Origin of the sequence: Kribbella sp. NPDC049227 (assembly GCF_043197265.1) — a bacterium.
Lineage (GTDB): Bacteria > Actinomycetota > Actinomycetes > Propionibacteriales > Kribbellaceae > Kribbella.
Window position 1 is genome coordinate 705,981 of sequence record NZ_JBICST010000002.1, and the last position, 16,212, is coordinate 722,192.

Sequence of the window (16,212 nt, forward strand, 5' to 3'; positions counted from 1 at the left end):
CAGCCGTGCGCCTGGTCACGCAGAGCAAAACATCGTTGTCAGAGGTTGGTATATCCACTGATCTGCGCATTCGGTGACCAACTTCCAACGTGGCAATGAACTCTTGCCAACGTTGTCAACGCTACTTATAGTCCGTGACACCTCTCGGTCGGTGACCGCCGTATCCGCGCAACGAAAACGGAGGTGACTTTCGTCATGGATGAAGCGCCGCGCCCGCAGTTCGAAGATGTCGAAGAAGTCGTCCGCTATCAGCTGAGTCGGCGAAGCCTCGTCGGTGGAGGCGCCGCGGCGGCGATGACCGCCTTCCTGGCCGCCTGCTCCGGTGGCGGCGGTTCGTATTCCGACAAGCCCGCCGACAACAAGCCCGTCGCGACCAAGTCGATCCAGATCGGCAAGGCCAACATCCCGGTCCCGCGGGAGCAGACGGTGATCGTCGGTCAGGTCGAGTACACCGTCTTCGACAGCTTCAACGGCATGATCCCGAACGGTACGCCGGGCGGTGCGGGAGTCGAGCTCAGCACGGAGCCGCTGTTCTTCCTCAGTTTCGCCACCGGCAAGCTCACGCCGTGGCTGGCGACGGAGTACAAATACAACGACAACCACACCGAGCTGACCATGAAGTTCGATCCGAAGGCCCATTGGAACGACGGCAAGCCGCTGGGCGCGAACGACTTCAAGTTCACCGTGATGCTGCTGAAGGACCGGCCCGACCTGTTCGGCGGCGGTGGTGACCTGAAGGAGTTCGTCAAGGACGTCGAGGTGACCGACGACCACACCGCGGTGGTCAAGCTGCTCAAGCCGACGCCGCGGCTGCACTACAACTTCATCGCCGCGATCGCCGGTGCGCCGATCAACCTCATGCCCGAGCACATCTGGAAGCCACAGGACCCGACGAAGTACAAGGACAACCCGCCGGTGCGGTCCGGCCCGTACAAACTGAAGCAGGCGATCCGGAACCAGAAGATGTTCGTCTGGGAGAAGGACCCGAACTACTGGGCCAAGGACAAGCTCGACGTCAAACCGCAGTACGTCGTCTTCCAGAGCACCTCCAAGCAGCTCGACCAGGCGTCGCTGGCCTTCGAGCGGGCCGAGTTCGACGTCGGCTCGGTCGACGAGCCGCACGCCAAGCAGCTGCGCAACACCGGCTACCCGAACCTGGTGACCACGCAGTTCCACGACCCGAACCCGCGCACGATCTGGCTGAACTGCGACCCGGGCCGCGGTGTGATGGCCGAGGAGAAGATGCGCTGGGCGATCAACTACTGCGTGGACCGGGAGAAGATCGGCAAGTCCATCTGGCCGGTCGAGGTGCCGCCGGCGCAGTACCCGTGGGCGGACTACCCGACGAACGACAAGTGGAAGAACGACGATCTCGCGAACAAATACAAGTTCGAGTTCAGCCCGGACAAGGCCACTAAGCTGCTGGACGAGATCGCGCCGAAGAACGGGGCCGGCAAGCGGACCTACAAGGGCAAGGAGATCAACCTCGAGATCATCACGGTCTCGCCGGTCGACGGCCCGGAGTACGCGATCGCGAACCTGCTGAAGACCGAGCTGGGCAAGGTCGGCGTGCCGGCAACCCTGCGCAGCCTGGCCGGCAGCGTGCACGACGAGAAGTTCCAGCGCGGCGAGTACGACATCGACTCCAACTGGGCCGGATTCGCGATCGACCCCGAGCAGCTCTACACCGACTGGGAGAGCGGCAAGGCGCAGCCGATCGGCAAGAACGCCGCCCAGAAGAACAAGATGCGGTTCCGGAACCCGGAGTTCGACGAGGTCTCCAAGAAGCTGGCCGGGATGGACCCGGAGAGCGAGGAGGCGAAGCCGCTGCTGGACAAGGCGCTGGAGATCTACTACCAGCAGTTGCCGCTGCTCCCGGTGATCCAGACCGGTTACCCGTCGTACTTCAACACGGCGTTCTGGAAGGACTGGCCGACGGACCAGGATCTCTACGAGGTGCCGCTGAACTGGTGGCCGCACTTCATCTTCGTGCTCGGCAAGATCCAGGCCACCGGGCAGAAGGGACCCGCGTGACGGCGGAGGCCCCGCCCGCGGTAGCTGTCGACAAGAGCCAGGACTCCGTGCCCGTCTCGGGGGTGCGGGCCTGGCTGTCGCGGCATCCGCTGGCGGCGTACGCGATCCGCCGGTTCGGGCTCTACCTGGTGGAGCTGTGGGGAGCGCTGACCATCGCGTTCTTCTTCTTCCGGCTGATGCCGGGTGACCCGATCCAGACGCTGATCCAGACCCTGCAGCAGAACTACATCTACAACCAGCAGGCGAGTGTCGAGATCATCACGCGCTACCGGCACGAGTTCGGTCTCGACGGCAATCTGTTCTCCCAGTACCTCAAGTACATGCAGAAGCTGATCCTGCACGGCGACATGGGGCCCTCGCTGATCAACTACCCGACCTCGGCGCAGACGGTCATCCTCAGATCGTTGCCCTGGACAATCGGTCTGCTCGGCATCTCCGCGGTGCTGGCCTGGATCTTCGGCGTCGTGATCGGCGCGATCGCGGGCTGGCGTCGCGGCAAGCTCGGATCACGGATCGCGACCAACCTGTCGATCGCGCTGTCGCACGTGCCGTACTTCTTCGTCGCGCTGATCCTGGTGTACATCTTCGCGTACTCACTCGGCATGCTGCCGGCCAGATCGGCGTACGACTCCAACATCAGTCCGGGGATCACGCCGGAGTTCATCGGCAGTGTGCTCAAGTACGGGCTGTTGCCGGCGTTGTCCATCGTCGTGATCGGGACGTTCAGCTGGATCCTGTCCACCCGGATGCTGATGATCCCGATACTCGGCGAGGACTACCTGGTGTACGCCGAGGCCAAGGGCCTGAAGGGCTCGCGGATCCTGACCCGGTACGCGCTGCGGAACTGCTACCTGCCGCAGATCACCGCGTTCGGCATCTCGCTCGGCTTCATCTTCAACGGCAACGTGCTCGTCGAGCAGCTGTTCAATTACCCGGGTCTCGGGACGACGCTGGTCACCGCGATCCAGCAGCTCGACTTCAACACGATCCTTGGGGTGACCAACATCGCGATCTTCTCGGTGCTGACTGCCGTCCTGATCCTCGACCTCCTGCTCCCGCTGCTCGATCCGCGGGTCAAGTACTGGAAGTGATCACGATGAGACTCCTGACAGCGGTACTGCGGACGATCCGGAACAGCCGGCGACTGGCCATCGGACTGGTGGTCCTCGTGCTGCTGGTGCTGCTGGCGCTGTGCAGCCCGTTGATCGCGAAGGCCGTCGGTGGTGGCCAGGATCCGATCGAGTTGGCGGCGTACGAGAAGTGGCTGGTGCCGTCGTCACAGCACCTGCTCGGCACCGACCAGTTCGGCCGGGACGTGTTCGCGATGGTGGTGAAGGCGCTCTCGGTGTCGCTGCAGATCGGCGCGATCGCGGGCGTGATCTCGACCGTCGTCGGCGTGATCGTGGCGTTCGTGGCCGGGTACAAGGGCGGGTGGATCGACGGGGTGCTGTCGACCTTCACCGGGATTCTGCTGGTGATCCCGACGTTCCCACTGCTCATCGCGTTGTCGGCGTACGCCAAGAACGTGAGCCTGTTCCAGGTCGGCGTGATGATCTCGATCTTCTCCTGGCCGTTCGCGGCCAAGACGATCCGGTCGCAGGTGCTCAGTCTGCGATCGCGCCCGTATGTCGACCTCGCCAGAGTGAGCAAGTCCAGAGACCTGGAGATCATCGTCACCGAGCTGCTGCCCAACCTGCTGCCGTTCATCGGCGTCGGATTCGCGTCGTCCGCCCTCGGTGCGATCTTCGGTCTGGTCGGTCTGGAGATCATCGGGCTCGGGCCCGGTGGGGTGATCGACCTCGGGCAGATCATCTTCAACGCGATCGGCACCGGTGCGCTGACGCTGGGCGCCTGGCCGATGTTCGTCGTACCGATCGTGTTGCTGACGTTGCTGTTCGCGGCGCTGAACATGGTCAACATCGGGCTCGAAGAGGTCTACAACCCGCGGCTGAGAGGAGTGGCCGGTGAGTGACTCCGTGCTCGAAGTGAAGGGCCTCGACGTCACGTACTCGACCAACCGCGGTGACGTGAAGGCCGTGCGCGGGCTGGATCTGGACGTCCGGCGTGGTGAGATCCTCGGGATCGCGGGGGAGTCGGGCAGCGGCAAGAGCACCCTCGCGGTGGCGCTGCTCCGGCTGCTCAAACCGCCCGGCAAGGTGACCGCGGGCTCGGTGAAGTTCTATCCGGGCGGCCGGTCACCGGTCGACCTGCTGAAGGTGAACGGCGAGGAGCTTCGGGTCCTGCGCTGGAGCGCGCTGTCCTATCTCCCGCAGGGATCGATGAGTTCGCTCAACCCGGTGATGCGGGTCCGGGACCAGTTCAAGGACGTGATCCTCGAACACGCGCCCGGTCGCAGGGGTGAGGTCGACACGATGATCCCGCGGCTGCTCGGAGAGGTCGGGCTGGAGCCGCGGGTCGCCGGGATGTACCCGCACGAGCTGTCCGGCGGGATGAAACAGCGTGTACTGATGGCGATCGCGGTCGCGCTGGAGCCGGACCTGATGATCGCGGACGAGCCGACCACCGCGCTGGACGTGACGATCCAGCGGGTCATCCTGCAGTCGCTCGGCGACCTGCGCCGCGACTTCGGCGTGACGCTGATGGTGATCTCCCACGACATGGGAGTGCACGCGCAGCTGGCCGATCGGGTCGCGGTGATGTACGAGGGCCGGCTGGTCGAGGTCGGCGACGTACGCCAGGTGTTCAAGGACCCGCGGGATCCCTACACCCGGCAGCTGATCGAATCGATCCCACGGCTAGGACGGAGGGCCTCGTGAAGTCCGAGCTCGAACTTCGTGGCGTACAGCAACGATTCCATGCGCGTGGCGTGGAAGGCGGTTACATCACCGCCGTCGAGGACGTGAGCTTCACGCTCGCGGCCGAGCCGCCGCAGGTCGTCAGCCTGGTCGGCCAGAGCGGCAGCGGGAAGAGCACGATCGCCCGCAACGTGCTCGGCCTGCAGAAGCCGACCGAAGGATCGGTGCTCTACGGCGGCAAGGACATCTTCAAGCTGAGCCGAGCCGAGTACGACCAGTACCGGCGCGACGTCCAGCCGGTGTTCCAGGACCCTTACGCGATCTTCAACCCGTTCTACCGGGTGGATCGGGTGCTGTGGAAGGCGGTGAAGAAGTTCGGGCTCACCAGCAGCCGATCCAAGGGTCTGCAGCTGATCGAGGAGTCGTTGCGGGCGGTGCGGCTGGAGCCGGAGAACGTTCTCGGCCGGTATCCGCACCAGCTGTCCGGTGGCCAGCGGCAACGGATCATGCTGGCCCGGGTCCACATGCTGCGGCCGTCGTTCATCATCGCCGACGAGCCGGTGTCGATGCTGGATGCCCAGGTACGCAGGCACTTCCTGGACATCCTGCTCGACTTCCAGCGCGAACACGGGATGACGACGCTGTTCATCACTCACGACCTGTCCACCGTCTACTACCTCGGCGGTGAGGTCATGGTGATCACCAAGGGCTCGATCGTCGAACGTGGCCCGGTCTCCACCGTGATGCACGAGCCGTCCCACCCGTACACCCGGCTCCTGCTCGACTCCATCCCTCAACCCGACCCCGACAACCGCTGGACCACCCGCATCAACGTCGACGCCGTCGAGGAACTGGACGACAACACCCCGGCCGACGCCACCAAGCCCGCAGCGCCCATCCTGTAGACGGAGCCGCCTCTGGGCCTTGCCGGTCAGCGCGATCGGAGCCCGCCAGGGCTTCGCGAACCCTCCCACTTCAGCTGCTCAGACGGTCTTGATGGCGGGGTCGCTGCGGCCTGGGGTGCCGGTCTCTACGTGGCCGGCGAGGCGGCGGGTGTACGTCGTGTCCGTCGTGGTGGTGACGGTGACGTCGTACCAGTGCTCGGTCGTGTCGATGGTGTGGGTGGTCTTGCCCGGGCGGAGGTCGAGGTGCTTGGGCTTGCCGCCGTACGCATTGGTGATGGTGACGCGGCGGGCGGCGTCGCTGGTCAGCGTGAGGTCGACGTTGCCGGTGCGCGCGTTCTCGCGGGCGGTGATCTCCAAGCCGGTGGCGGGCTTGCCCTGGAAGGTGCGCAGGAAGCCGTTCGGTCCGTGTACGGTCAGGTCGTAGACGCCGTTGGAGTAGATCGTGTTCCAGCTGTCCGCGATGCTCTTGCCGGCCTCGGTCGTGTAAGTCCACGGCCCGTCGGTCCGGTTCGCCGACGTGATCAGGAACTGCGCCCCGGCGTGGGCACCGGACCGGAAGCTCAGCGTGTACTTGCCACCGGCAACCGATCCGTCGACGACCGGTGCGTAGGGCAACGGCCGGGTCCGGCGGGCGCCGCGCTCCTGAGCGGGGACACGGCCGACCGGCGGCGGCGTCGGCACGTAGTCCGGGTGCCGCTCGTTGTCCGGCGGCTGGTACGCCGACGTGTCCGGCAACTGGGCCGGCCGGGAACTCGTCGTACCGAAATCGAAGGCCGACGTCAGGTCACCGCAGACGTCCCGGCGCCACGGGGAGATGTTCGGCTCGTGGACGCCGAACCGGCGCTCCATGAACCGGATGATCGAGGTGTGGTCGAACACCTCCGAGCAGGTGAAGCCGCCGGTGCTCCACGGCGACACGACCAGCATCGGCACCCGCTGACCGAGACCGTACGCACCGTGCGAGACCTTCGTGCCGGTGTACAGGTCGGGCGCCGGGTCGACGGTCGACAGTCCCTGCGCCGCGGACAGCGGCGGGTACGGCGGAACGGCGTGGTCGAAGAAGCCGTCGTTCTCGTCGTACGTGATGAACAGTGCGGTCTTGCTCCAGACCTCCGGGTTCGAGGTGAGCGCGTCGAGGACCTGGGAGATGTACCAGGCGCCGTAGTTCGCCGGCCAGTTCGGGTGTTCGGTGAACGCCTCCGGCGCCGCGATCCAGGAGATCTCGGGCAACCGGTCCGCCTTCACATCAGCCGTCAACCGGGCGAACAGGCTCTCGCCGGCCTTCGCGTTCGTGCCCGTACGCGCCTTGTCGTACAAGGGGTTCCCGGGCTGGGCGTTGCGGTAGTTGTCGAAGTACAGCAGCGAGTTGTCGCCGTAGTTGCCACGGTAGGCGTCGTCGATCCAGCCCCAGCCGCCGGCCGCGTCGAGCCCGTCGCCGATGTCCTGGTAGATCTTCCACGACACCCCGGCCTGCTCGAGCCGTTCCGGGTACGTCGTCCAGCCGTAGCCGGCCTCGTCGTTCCCGAGGACCGGGCCGCCGCCGGTGCCGTCGTTCCCGGTGTAGCCGGTCCACATGTAGTACCGGTTCGGGTCGGTCGAGCCCATGAACGAGCAGTGGTACGCGTCGCACAGGGTGAACTTGTCGGCGAGCGCGTAGTGGAACGGGATGTCCTCGCGGGTCAGGTAGGCCATCGTGGTCGCGGTCTTGGCCGGGATCCACTGGTCGTACTTGCCGTTGTTCACCGCCTGGTGCGCGTCGGACCAGCTGTGCGCGAGGTCCTGGATGAACTGCAGGCCCAGGTTGTCCGCCTCGGGCCGGAACGGGAGGATCTCCTTCCCGGCGGCGTCGGTCTGGTGCCACACGGGCTTGCCGCTGGGCAGCGTCACCGGCCGCGGATCACCGAAGCCGCGGACGCCCTTGAGAGTGCCGAAGTAGTGGTCGAACGAGCGGTTCTCCTGCATCAGGACGACGATGTGCTCGACGTCCTTGATGTCTCCGAACCGGCGGTGCGCGGGGATCGCGGCGGCCTGCTCGATGCTGTTGGCCATCGCGGCGAACGCGGCGGACGCACCGGCGAGCTGCAGGAACCTGCGGCGGTTGATGTCTGGCATGCCTGCTCTCCTTGTGGGCGGAGGGGACGGATGGAGGGTTCAGCACCAGCACGGCATCGCAGGCACCCTAGCTTGAACGATTAACCGACGGAAGATGAACTCTGCTGTTCATTGCAGCTGCTGTTCACACCATTCCGATCATTGAAAAGTGGGTCGATCACCGGGCAGTGATTGCTCTCCGCGATGATCGGCGGGAGACTGGACTAGCGCGGCCTGGGGGATTGGGGGAGGCTGCGATGGGCGGGCGCGCGCTCTTCGGCGCCAGGGAAAACGGACTCGCGCGGCTCCAGGAGGAGTTCGCCGCACTGAGCGACCAGTTCGCCGCGGCCAACGAGGTTCTGTCCGCTGTCGGTCGCTCGGCCGGTGACCCGGACACCGTCCTGACCACCATCGTCGAGAGCGCCTGCCGCCTGTGCCGATCGCAGGCCGCGCAGCTGTACCTGCTCGAAGGCGGGAACTTCCAGTTGAGCAAGGCGGTCGGGCTGTCGGCCGAGGCGACCCGTTATCTGATCGAGCATCCGACGCCGGTCGACCGGGGCACGTTGATCGGCCGGGTCGGCCTCGATCGCGCCACCCAGCAGATCCCTGACGTTCTCGCGGATCCGGCGTACGGGCGTCAGGAACTCCAGCGGGTGGCCGGCTTCCGGACCACGATGGGCGCGCCGATGCTCGTCGACGATCAGGTTGTCGGAGCGTTGTGTGTCTGGCGTAACGAGGTCAGCCCCTTCGGCCAGGGCGAGCAGGATCTCGTCACCGCGTTCGCCGGACAGGCTGCGATGGCGGTCAACAGCGTCAAGCTCGTCCAGCAGCTCGAGGCGCGGGGCGCGGAGCTGACCCGCAGACTCGGTGAGCTGGAGGCGTTGCGCGAGGTCGGGGAAGCGGTCAACTCCAGTCTCGATGTGGCGAACGTGTTGTCGACAATCGCCAAGCATGCGGTCCGGATCTCCGCGACCGACGGCGGCTCGATCATGGAGTACGACGAGGACCACCAGTGCTTCCTGGTCCGCAGCGTCTACCAGACCGCTCCGAGCGTGATCGAACGACTGCGCCATACCCGCATCCATCTCGACGAGACACTCGTCGGTCGCGCGGCCAAGCTCGGCCGGCCCCTGGCGGTGCCCGACCTGAGCGCGGTCGAGCGCGACCCACATCTGGAGGTTCTGTACGACGCCGGCTGGCGCTCGCTGGTCGCCGTACCGATGCTGCGCGAGGGACAGATCGTCGGTTCGCTGGTGGTCCGCCGGATGCGGCCGGGCGAGTTCGCCGAAGAGACACTGACGCTGCTGGAGATGTTTGCGGATCAGTCGACGCTCGCGCTGCTGAACGCGCAGCTGTACCGCGAGCTGAAGCAGCGCAGCGCGGAGCTCGAGGTCGCGAGCCGGCACAAGTCGGAGTTCCTCGCCAGCATGTCGCACGAGCTCCGTACGCCGCTGAACGCCGTCCTCGGGTTCTCCGAAGTCCTGCTGGAGCGCATGTTCGGCGACCTGAACGAACGCCAGGAGGAGTACCTGCGCGACATCCACGGCTCGGGCAAGCACCTGCTCGAACTGCTGAACGAGATCCTCGACCTGTCCAAGGTCGAGGCCGGCCGGATGGAGCTGGAGTACACGACCTTCCCGCTGCGCCGCGTGCTCGAGAACACCGCGGCGATGCTGCGCGAACGGGCGGCCGCGCACGGCATCGACCTGCACGTCGAGGTCGGTCCGGGCATCGACCAGGTGTACGCCGACGAGCTCCGGCTGAAGCAGGTCGTACTGAACCTGGCGACCAACGCGGTGAAGTTCACCGGCGACGACGGAGCGGTCGTGATCCGGGCGACGCGGTCCGGGGCCGAGGTCCACATCGCCGTCACCGACACCGGCCGCGGCGTACCGCCGGAGGACCGGGAGCGGATCTTCGAGTCGTTCCAGCAGGGCGGCCGCGGCCCGTCGCAGGAGGAGGGCACCGGTCTCGGGCTGACGCTGTCGCGCCGGATCGTGGAGCTGCTCGGCGGGCGGATGTGGCTGGACAGCGAGGTCGGGGTCGGCAGCACGTTCGGATTCTCGTTGCGGAGCAGGGAGAGCGAGCCGGGGCGGGACGCGGCCCGGACCGTCGGCGACGTGGTCGTGATCGAGGACGACCGTCCGTCGCTCGACCTGATCACGGCGTACCTGTCCGGTGCCGCGCTGCGGGTGACGGTGGCCGGCGACGGCCAGTCCGGACTGGACGCCGTCCGCCGGGTGCGGCCCGCCGCGGTCCTGCTGGACATCCGGCTGCCGGGGATCGACGGCTGGGCCGTGCTGCAGGCGCTGAAGGCCGAGGCGGACACCCGCGACATCCCGGTGATCATCGTGTCGATTGTCGACGAACGGGCCCGAGGCACGAAGCTCGGTGCCGCCGCCTATCTGGTCAAGCCGGTGAGCCGGGACGCGTTGCTCCAGGCCTTGCGGGCTGTGGGAGCCGTCGCGGGAGACGAGGGGGAGGATCGATGAGCCCAGGACTGATCCTGGTGGTGGAGGACAACCCGAAGAACCTGAAGCTGTTGCGCGACGTGCTGCGGTTCTCCGGCTACGACGTCATCGAGGCGACCTCTGGTGAGGACGGTGTCCGGCTGGCCGAGTCCGAACAGCCGGACCTGATCCTGATGGATCTGCAGCTGCCCGGGATCGACGGTGCCGAGGCCTTGCGCCGGATCCGTGCGAGCGAACACAGCCGCGCCGTACCGGTCGTCGCGGTGACCGCGTTCGCGATGGACCACGATCGGGAACACGCGTTCGCGTCGGGCTTCACGGGGTACGTCGAGAAGCCGATCAGCGTCCGCCTCCTGCCACAGCAAGTCCGGGACTTCCTCCAGCTCGGAGGTGCACGATGACCAAGGTGCTCGTGGTCGACGACCAACCACCGAACGTTCGACTGCTGGAGGCGATCCTCACCCCGCGCGGGTACGACGTCCTCACCGCGTCGTCGGGGGAACAGGCGCTGGAGGTGATCGCGGCCGAGGACGTCGACCTCGTGCTGCTCGACATCCTGATGCCCGGGATCGACGGCTACGAGGTCTGCCGCCGGATCCGCGACCAGGTGGACACGGCGTACCTGCCGGTGGTGATGGTCACGGCCAGCGGCGACGAGCAGAAGGTGAAGGCGCTCGAGGCAGGCGCCGACGACTTCCTGACCAAGCCGGTCAACCAGAGTGAACTGCTCGCCAGGGTCGCTTCGCTGGCGAGGATCAAGGACTATCAGGACACGATCAAGCGCCAGGCGTCCGAGTTGTCTGCGTGGAACCAGGAACTGGAGTCGCGGGTCGAGAGCCAGGTCTCGCAACTGCAGCGGATGAACCGGCTGCGTCGCTTCCTCAGCCCACAGTTGGCCGAGCTGATCGTGGACTCCGGCGACGAGTCGTTCCTGGCCAGCCACCGGCGCGAGATCGTCGTGGTCTTCTGCGACCTGCGCGGCTTCACCACGTTCGCCGAGGCGAGCGAGCCGGAGGAGGTGATGGGCGTGCTGGAGGAGTACCACCACGCGCTCGGTGACCTGATCTTCCGGTTCGAGGGGACGCTGGAACGGTTCGCGGGTGACGGCTTGATGGTGTTCTTCAACGACCCGGTGCGCTGCGAGGACGGACCGCTGCGGGCTCTGCGGATGAGCGTCGCGATGCGTACCAGGGTCCGTGGACTGGCCGAGGCGTGGAGCCGCCGCGGGCACGACCTCGGGCTCGGCATCGGGATCGCCCAGGGCTACGCGACGCTCGGCACGATCGGGTTCGACGGACGACTGGACTACGCCGCGATCGGCAGCGTGACCAACCTGGCCGCCCGTCTGTGCGCGGACGCCGAGGCATGGCAGATCCTCGCCACCGAACGGGTCTACAGCGCCGCCGGCAACGCGGTCATCGGCGAGGATGCCGGGCTGCGGGAGGTCCGCGGTTTCAGCCGGACCGTGCACGCGTACAGCATTCGCGGTCTCGACAACTCCAAGGTCGCGTCATGACCGGCGACCTGTGGACCGCTCCGGGTGAGGCGGCTCGTGGCCTGTCCACCATGACCGGGGACGAGCGGTACCAGTACTTCGACCAGTTGCAGTCGCGGATGGCCGAGGTGTGGGCGGCGATGCGGCTCAACCACGACGACGAGTCGGTGGTCGTCGTACCGTCGCTGACGCTGGACCGGACCGAGTCGGCCGGGACCGGGACGATGATGCAGGCCTACGAGGAACGGTTCCTGTTCCTGCTGATCCTGTTGCGGGAGCCGCGGCTGCGGATGATCTACGTGACCTCGGTACCGATCACGCCCGAGATCATCGAGTACTACCTGGCCCTGCTGCCCGGCGTGATCCCGAGTCATGCGCGGGCCCGGCTGTCGCTGATCGCGGTGAACGACGCCACGCCGATCTCGCTCAGCGAGAAGCTGCTGGCCCGTCCGCGGTTGCTCCAGCGGATCGCCGATCTGATCCCCAATCCGTTGCGTTCGCACCTGATTCCCTACAACACCACCGAGCTCGAGCGCGACGTCGCGATCAGCCTCGGCATTCCGATGTACGCCGCCGATCCGCGGCTGGCTCCACTGGGTTCGAAATCCGGGTGCCGCCGGTTGTTCGCCGAGATCGGCGTACCGCATCCGCTCGGGGCGGAGAACCTGCGCACCCTGGACGACATCGCCGACGCACTTCTCGCGATGCGGGCCGAACGGCCCACGATGGACAGCGCGATCGTGAAACTCAACGAAGGCGTGTCCGGCGAGGGCAACGCGGTCGTGCGGCTGAAGGGGTTGCCCGCGCCTGGGTCGGCGGGGGAGCGCGACGAGGTGCTGGAACGGCTGCGGGCGATGGAGCTGGAGTCGCAGAAATTGGCGTTCGAGACGTACGTCGCCAAGTTCGCCGAGAACGGCGGGATCGTCGAGGAACGGATCGTCGGTACGGAGCTGCAGAGTCCGAGTGTCCAACTGCGAGTCGTGCCCGGAGGAGCCGTCGAATTGTTGTCGACCCACGACCAGCTGCTCGGCGGTGCGAGCGGTCAGAGCTACCTGGGATGCATCTTCCCGGCAGCACCGCAGTACGCGCGGATCATCTCCGAGCACGCCGCGACGATCGGGCGGCGGCTCGCGAGCGAAGGGGCGCTCGGGCGGTTCGCGATCGACTTCGTCGTGGTCAAGGACGAGCTCGGTGGCTGGACGCCGTACGCGATCGAACTGAACCTGCGCAAGGGCGGGACGACGCATCCGTTCCTCACGCTGCAGTTCCTGACCGACGGGCGCTACGACCCGCGGACGGCACTGTTCCTGACGTCGAGCGGCCAGGAGAAGCATCTGGTCGCGACCGATCACCTGGAGTCGGAACTGCTGAAGGGCCTGATGCCCGCGGACCTGTTCGACATCGTCGCGCGGCACGGGCTGCACTTCGACCAAGCCCGGCAGGTCGGCGTGGTGTTCCACATGATCAGCTGCCTGACCGAGAAGGGCCGGCTCGGGCTGACCGCTGTGGGCGACACTCCGGCCGAGGCGGATCGCCGGTACCGTGATGCTTCCCGCATCGTGCTGGCGGAGGCCGAGCAGGCCTTCGTGGAGCGTTCCCTCCCGATCTGAGAGGTTCGATGGAGCGAGTCTGGTACGTCGCCTACGGTTCCAACCTCGCCCTCGACCGCTTCCGCTGCTACCTGGCCGGCGGCCGCCCGGCCGGCGGCGCGCGAGTGTATCCGGGCTGCCGGGATCACAGCGATCCCGAGCAGATCGCGGGGGTCGACGTACCCGGGCGTCTGCTCTTCGCCGGGGCGTCCAAGGTCTGGGGCGGCGGGTCCGCCTTCTACGATCCGGTCGGGCCCGGCCGCGTCGCCGGACGTGCGTACCTGCTGACCCCGGACCAGCTCGGCGACGTCGCCGCGCAGGAGATGCGTCGCGAGCCGGGCGGTCCCTTCGCCCGCGACCTCGCCGGCCTCCTGGCCAACGTCGAGTCCCTCCACACCATGGGTCCGGGCCGCTACGAAACCGTCGCCCGCCTCGGCGAACGCGACGGCCTCCCGATGTTCACCGTCACCCACGGAAACGCGTCCGACCTGGACCCGGGCGCCCCCACAGCGCCGTACCTCCGCTGGATAGCCACCGGCCTGACCGAATCCCACGGCTGGACCACACCGCGGATCGTCGACTACCTGTACGCCGCGCCGGGCGTCCAACTGTCGTGGACGCCCGGCGCACTGACCGACCTGTTTACCGCTTGATCGCGACGCAGGTGGCGGTGGACTTCTTGGTGGGGTCGCTCTCGGAGGTGGCGGTGAGAGTGATCTTGGCGAGTGGAGAGGTGCCGGCCTTCGCATAGACCGGGACGTTCACGTGCTGGCCGGCGTTGGCGGTGGCCAGGGCGTTGGGGAGCTGGACGTTCCAGTTCTTGCCGTCGACCTTCGCGGACACGCGGTACACATCGCCCTTGAGGTACGGCGTGACGTCCTCGGGGTGCTGTGCTCCGGTGCCGGCCTTGCCGGTGTTGGTGAGGGAGAAGTTGCAGGTCTGGACACCGCCCTGGCCCGGCTTGGCCACCGTGGGCAGGACCCGGACACCGCGCTTCTGCGGGCCGGCGCCGTCGAGCGAGCGGATCGCGACCGTGTAGGACAGGACGCCTTGGCTGTTGCGGTGGATGTTGGTGATGTAGAAGTGCAGCCGGTTGGCGGTGTCGGTGTACTCGTACTCGCTGCCGGAGCTCGTGCCCGCGTGGAACAGGGCGTCGGACAGCTGACGGTAGTCGCCGATGGTGATCGGTACCTCGGTGCCGTCGGGCAGCACGTAGTCGGTCATCTTGATGTCCTGCGGGTTCGCGTCGACGACCCACTCGAACGGCGCCCGGTCCTGGTTCTTGGTCTTGGCCAGCAGGACCCCGGAGTCGGGCGTGAACGAGTCGGTGCCCATCCGGTCGACCACCTCGACCGTGTAGTTCTGGTAGCCGCGGCCGTCACACAACGCGTCGGTGTTGACGTCGCAGGGCGGTGCCAGGTCGCCCGCGCCGCCGAGCTCGATGTTGACCCCGGACAGGCCCTTCGCTCCCGGTTCGACCGACCGTGCGGTGACGTCGGCGATCACCACACCGGACGAGGCGAGGGCTTCGCGGGACAGCCGGAGCACGTTCTGCTCGTCGACCATCTGCAGCTTCATCTTGTTGCGCAGCATGTGTTGCGCGCCCATCGAGGCGCCACCGGTGGCCGGGATCATCCACCGGCTGTGTGGCCCGCCGGGACCGTTGAAGCTGCCGCGGCTGAGCATCTCCCAGATCCCGGTGTACGCGCGTCTCGGTGGTACGCCGTACGGATTGTTGTAGTTGTCGCCGATCCCGAGGATGTGGCTGAACTCGTGCGCGAAGACCGCCATCCCGGAGCTCTCGGCCTGGGTCGACGAACCGCCGCCGGCGTTCGGCCAGATCGACGCGCCGGCAGCCCACGAGGTCCAGTCGACGTACCGGGTGTCCGACCAGTTCGGCAGCGCCGGGTCGGGCGGGCCGAAGTCGTCGGTGACGTCCTCCTTGTTCGGGAACTTCATCATCCCGAACTCCTGCCAGGTGGACGATTCGTCCTGCCCGGCGCTGAGGAAGAAGACGAAGTCGAACCCGGCCGGGACCTCGGTCCCCTGGTCGGCGATCCAGGCGGCGCGGCCGTCGGCACGGATGTCCTTGGTGCAGTCGTCACCGGCTGGGCAGGCCGAGTCGCCCTGGAACTCCATCGCGTACTCGTGCGACTTGCCCGGCATGCGGTACGGACCGAACGCGGTCAGGTCGACGCCGTACCGGCCGCCGGAGTCCTCCATCCAGTACTCGTGCAGGGTGTGTCCGCGGTTCAGCGCGCTGGGGGTGTTGAGGAAGTTCTTGTAGAACTGCGCGACCTGGTCCCGCGGTACGCCGTTCGCCTCGGCGCTCGGGTTGCCGAACGGCGTGGAGCCCTTCGGCTTGGTGATGACGAAGTCCTGGTTCGGGTAGTCGACCAGCACCAGCGCACCCTTGAACGTCCGCACCGAGCCCGGGACCGAGGGGTCGGCCCAGTTCGTCCCGGGCGGCTTGCGGTAGTCGTTCCAGGTCATGTGGTCGGGGTTCTCCCAGTTCTGCGGATCGATCGGCGCGGGGAGGCCGTCCTTCGCCGTGGTGGCGATCCGCTGTTCCGGCCCGGCCGTGCCCGACTCCTGCCACGGTTGCTGCTGTGGCCAGTGCGGGTACTGCCAGGCGTTCGCGGGATCCGGGGGAGCGGTGGCGTTCGGCGCGGCGAGCGCGAGACTCGGCACCGAGACAGCAGCGAGTACGGCGACCAGCCGCACAACGACAAGACGGTATTTCCGTAGCTCAGACACGGGCGGGCATCCGATCAACGAGTGGGCGGGACAGCGATGAGCATGCCTCGGCGACACCCCTGACGACAACAGGTGAGACCACTGTATACAGTATGGAGTGAAGTGGTTAGCCTG

At 66.9% G+C, this 16,212-nt stretch carries 12 protein-coding genes; 10 read left to right on the forward strand and 2 right to left on the reverse strand.

Annotated elements, in window-relative coordinates; genetic code table 11:
* Nucleotides 1-195: 195 nt before the first annotated feature.
* Genes ACGFH6_RS10210 through ACGFH6_RS10230 form a run of 5 tightly spaced genes read left to right on the forward strand, consistent with a single transcriptional unit; the run spans nucleotide 196 to nucleotide 5,695 of the window.
* Complete coding sequence (locus ACGFH6_RS10210) at nucleotides 196-2,034, forward strand: ABC transporter substrate-binding protein (protein WP_393382238.1); 1,839 nt, start codon at nucleotides 196-198, stop codon at nucleotides 2,032-2,034.
* Complete coding sequence (locus tag ACGFH6_RS10215; protein ID WP_393382240.1) at nucleotides 2,031-3,125, forward strand: ABC transporter permease; 1,095 nt, start codon at nucleotides 2,031-2,033, stop codon at nucleotides 3,123-3,125. The genes ACGFH6_RS10210 and ACGFH6_RS10215 overlap by 4 nt, the downstream gene beginning before the upstream one ends.
* Before the next feature lie 5 nt (nucleotides 3,126-3,130).
* Nucleotides 3,131-4,006 carry an ABC transporter permease gene (locus tag ACGFH6_RS10220; protein ID WP_393382242.1) on the forward strand — a complete coding sequence of 292 codons (876 nt, stop codon included), beginning with the start codon at nucleotides 3,131-3,133 and terminating at the stop codon, nucleotides 4,004-4,006.
* Complete coding sequence (locus ACGFH6_RS10225; protein ID WP_393382244.1) at nucleotides 3,999-4,811, forward strand: ABC transporter ATP-binding protein; 813 nt, start codon at nucleotides 3,999-4,001, stop codon at nucleotides 4,809-4,811. The genes ACGFH6_RS10220 and ACGFH6_RS10225 overlap by 8 nt, the downstream gene beginning before the upstream one ends.
* Nucleotides 4,808-5,695 carry an ABC transporter ATP-binding protein gene (locus tag ACGFH6_RS10230; RefSeq protein ID WP_393382246.1) on the forward strand — a complete coding sequence of 296 codons (888 nt, stop codon included), beginning with the start codon at nucleotides 4,808-4,810 and terminating at the stop codon, nucleotides 5,693-5,695. Before ACGFH6_RS10225 ends, ACGFH6_RS10230 begins: the two co-directional genes overlap by 4 nt.
* A gap of 78 nt (nucleotides 5,696-5,773) precedes the next feature.
* Here the strand turns inward: ACGFH6_RS10230 and ACGFH6_RS10235 are convergent, their stop codons facing one another.
* A complete protein-coding gene (locus ACGFH6_RS10235) occupies nucleotides 5,774-7,807 on the reverse strand; it encodes a phosphocholine-specific phospholipase C (protein ID WP_393382247.1) in 2,034 nt (677 codons plus the stop codon).
* 236 nt (nucleotides 7,808-8,043) lie between these two features.
* Between ACGFH6_RS10235 and ACGFH6_RS10240 the strand changes: the two genes are divergently transcribed.
* From ACGFH6_RS10240 to ACGFH6_RS10260, 5 genes are read left to right on the forward strand one after another with little or no spacing between them, the layout of a single operon-like run.
* Nucleotides 8,044-10,278: a GAF domain-containing protein gene (locus ACGFH6_RS10240; RefSeq protein WP_393382249.1), complete on the forward strand. Its 2,235-nt coding sequence runs from the start codon at nucleotides 8,044-8,046 to the stop codon at nucleotides 10,276-10,278.
* A complete protein-coding gene (locus ACGFH6_RS10245; protein ID WP_360443575.1) occupies nucleotides 10,275-10,658 on the forward strand; it encodes a response regulator in 384 nt (127 codons plus the stop codon). The genes ACGFH6_RS10240 and ACGFH6_RS10245 overlap by 4 nt, the downstream gene beginning before the upstream one ends.
* A complete protein-coding gene (locus ACGFH6_RS10250; RefSeq protein ID WP_393382252.1) occupies nucleotides 10,655-11,773 on the forward strand; it encodes an adenylate/guanylate cyclase domain-containing protein in 1,119 nt (372 codons plus the stop codon). Before ACGFH6_RS10245 ends, ACGFH6_RS10250 begins: the two co-directional genes overlap by 4 nt.
* Nucleotides 11,770-13,362: a peptide ligase PGM1-related protein gene (locus tag ACGFH6_RS10255; RefSeq protein WP_393382254.1), complete on the forward strand. Its 1,593-nt coding sequence runs from the start codon at nucleotides 11,770-11,772 to the stop codon at nucleotides 13,360-13,362. The genes ACGFH6_RS10250 and ACGFH6_RS10255 overlap by 4 nt, the downstream gene beginning before the upstream one ends.
* Before the next feature lie 8 nt (nucleotides 13,363-13,370).
* Complete coding sequence (locus ACGFH6_RS10260; protein ID WP_393382256.1) at nucleotides 13,371-13,994, forward strand: histone deacetylase; 624 nt, start codon at nucleotides 13,371-13,373, stop codon at nucleotides 13,992-13,994.
* Here the strand turns inward: ACGFH6_RS10260 and ACGFH6_RS10265 are convergent.
* Nucleotides 13,984-16,098 (reverse strand): M6 family metalloprotease domain-containing protein, encoded by a 2,115-nt coding sequence (locus ACGFH6_RS10265; protein ID WP_393382257.1) that lies wholly within the window; start codon nucleotides 16,096-16,098, stop codon nucleotides 13,984-13,986. The genes ACGFH6_RS10260 and ACGFH6_RS10265 overlap by 11 nt on opposite strands.
* Nucleotides 16,099-16,212 lie beyond the last annotated feature (114 nt).